The sequence below is a fragment of the Paraburkholderia sp. RL18-085-BIA-A genome (assembly GCF_046027075.1).
Lineage (GTDB): Bacteria > Pseudomonadota > Gammaproteobacteria > Burkholderiales > Burkholderiaceae > Paraburkholderia.
The window spans coordinates 1-1,754 of record NZ_JARESU010000383.1 but is presented as its reverse complement, the minus strand read 5'-3'; the positions used below and the strand labels follow the sequence as shown (position 1 = coordinate 1,754).

Sequence of the window (1,754 nt, the reverse complement as noted above, 5' to 3'; positions counted from 1 at the left end):
AGTCGACCCAGAGCCGGACTTTCCCGCTGCCTGCCAGCTGGCCGCAAACCGCCACCCTGTTCCAGGGCTGGCGTTACTCATCCCCACGGATCAGGGTTGGCGTTTGCCGCTGCCGCCAGCGAGTTTGCCAGCCGGCTTACCTGAATTCGCAGCTGGCTTGCTGGCGGGTTTGCTGCGTGGCTTTTGCACGCTGAATGGGTTACCGCTGGACAAGCTTGTGCCTTTACCCGTGGCCATTGCGCGCTGCGCCGCAGGCTTGCGTTTGTTTTCGCCACTTTGCGGGCGCGGCTTTTTGCTGGTCACCTGCTTGGCGCCCGACGCAGCCTGCGGCGCTTTGGGCTTCTTGGGCTTTTTGGGTTTCTTGATGATCTGGCCCATCGCGCTGGTTTGCGGCACGCGGTGTTCGGCTTCAAAACCCGGCTCCTCTTCACGGGGCAGCGTTTGCCGGATCAGCGCTTCAATCGCGGCCAGTTGCGGCGCTTCGTCGGCACAAACAAGGGACACCGCCACGCCGCTGGCGCCCGCGCGGCCGGTACGGCCAATGCGGTGCACATAGTCTTGCGCCACGATCGGCAGATCAACGTTGATCACCAGCGGCAGGTCGTCGATATCCAGCCCGCGCGCAGCCACATCGGTGGCTACCAGCATATTTACTTCGCCCGTCTTGAAGCGCTCCAGCGCACGCAGGCGCGCGGGTTGCGGTTTGTCGCCGTGGATGGTGTCGACCGCATAGCCCGCTTCATCCAGCATGGCCGCCAGGTAATCCACGCCATTGCGGGTTTTGACGAACACCAGCGCGTGCTCCCAGTTGTTCTCAGCCACAAGGTGCATGAAGAGGTCAGGCTTGTTCCTTTTATCCACCGGCACCACCCACTGCTTGATCTTGCTGGCCGTGGCATTGGGCGGGCTGACGCTGATATTGACCGGGCCGCGCAGAATGCCCGCCGCCATGGCGCGGATATCATCAGTAAACGTGGCAGAGAACAGCAGGGTCTGGCGCTGAGCGGGCAAGGCAGCAAAGACGGCGTTGAGTTCGCGCGCAAAGCCCAGATCCAGCATGCGGTCGGCTTCATCCAGCACCAGCGTTTGTACTTGATCAAACTGCACTGCGTTCTGGCGATTGAGATCCAGCAAACGGCCCGGCGTGGCAACGAGCACGTCCACGCCTTTGCGCAACTTCATCATCTGCGGGTTGATACTCACACCGCCGTAGGCGGCGAGAAATCGTAAATCGAGGCCTTTACCGTAATCGATAAAGCTTTGCAGCACCTGTTCGGCCAGTTCACGCGTGGGCACCAGCACCAGAACACGCGCGCGGTTGCTGGACGCTGTCGGGCCGTGTTGCACCAGCCGTTGCAACAGCGGCAGCGCAAAACCCGCCGTTTTTCCAGTGCCGGTTTGTGCCGCAGCCATGACGTCCTTGCCACTGAGCACAGCAGGAATCGCCTCGGCCTGCACCGGCGTAGGTGTCTGGTAATTGAGGTCCTGCACATTACGCAGCAAGGGATCGATCAGGCCAAGCGAGGCAAAAGACATTGGCGTATTCCGGGCTAAAACCGCAAATTCTAGCGGTTACCGCCTGATTGCGCCGCGCCGGCAAGCTGTACTACGAGACACCGATGAGCAGCCCTGCCGCCAGCGGCAGCCCAAATTGCATCAACAGCAAACGCGCCACTGGCCGCGCAACCAGCCACGTACCGCCGAGACGAAAGAAGGGCGGCTCGGTGCGAAAGTGAATGGGTCATATCGACCCT

At 61.5% G+C, this 1,754-nt stretch carries 1 protein-coding gene; it reads right to left on the bottom strand.

What is annotated here, in order from left to right; genetic code table 11:
- Window positions 1–90 precede the first annotated feature (90 nt).
- Window positions 91–1,536: a DEAD/DEAH box helicase gene (locus P0D89_RS52605; RefSeq protein WP_408379564.1), complete on the bottom strand. Its 1,446-nt coding sequence runs from the start codon at window positions 1,534–1,536 to the stop codon at window positions 91–93.
- Window positions 1,537–1,754: the final 218 nt, after the last annotated feature.

What these genes read in the sequence shown, in the direction of transcription:
- P0D89_RS52605 (WP_408379564.1), bottom strand. Translation starts at nt 1,536, where the DNA reads ATGTCTTTTGCCTCGCTTGGCCTGATCGATCCCTTGCTGCGTAATGTG.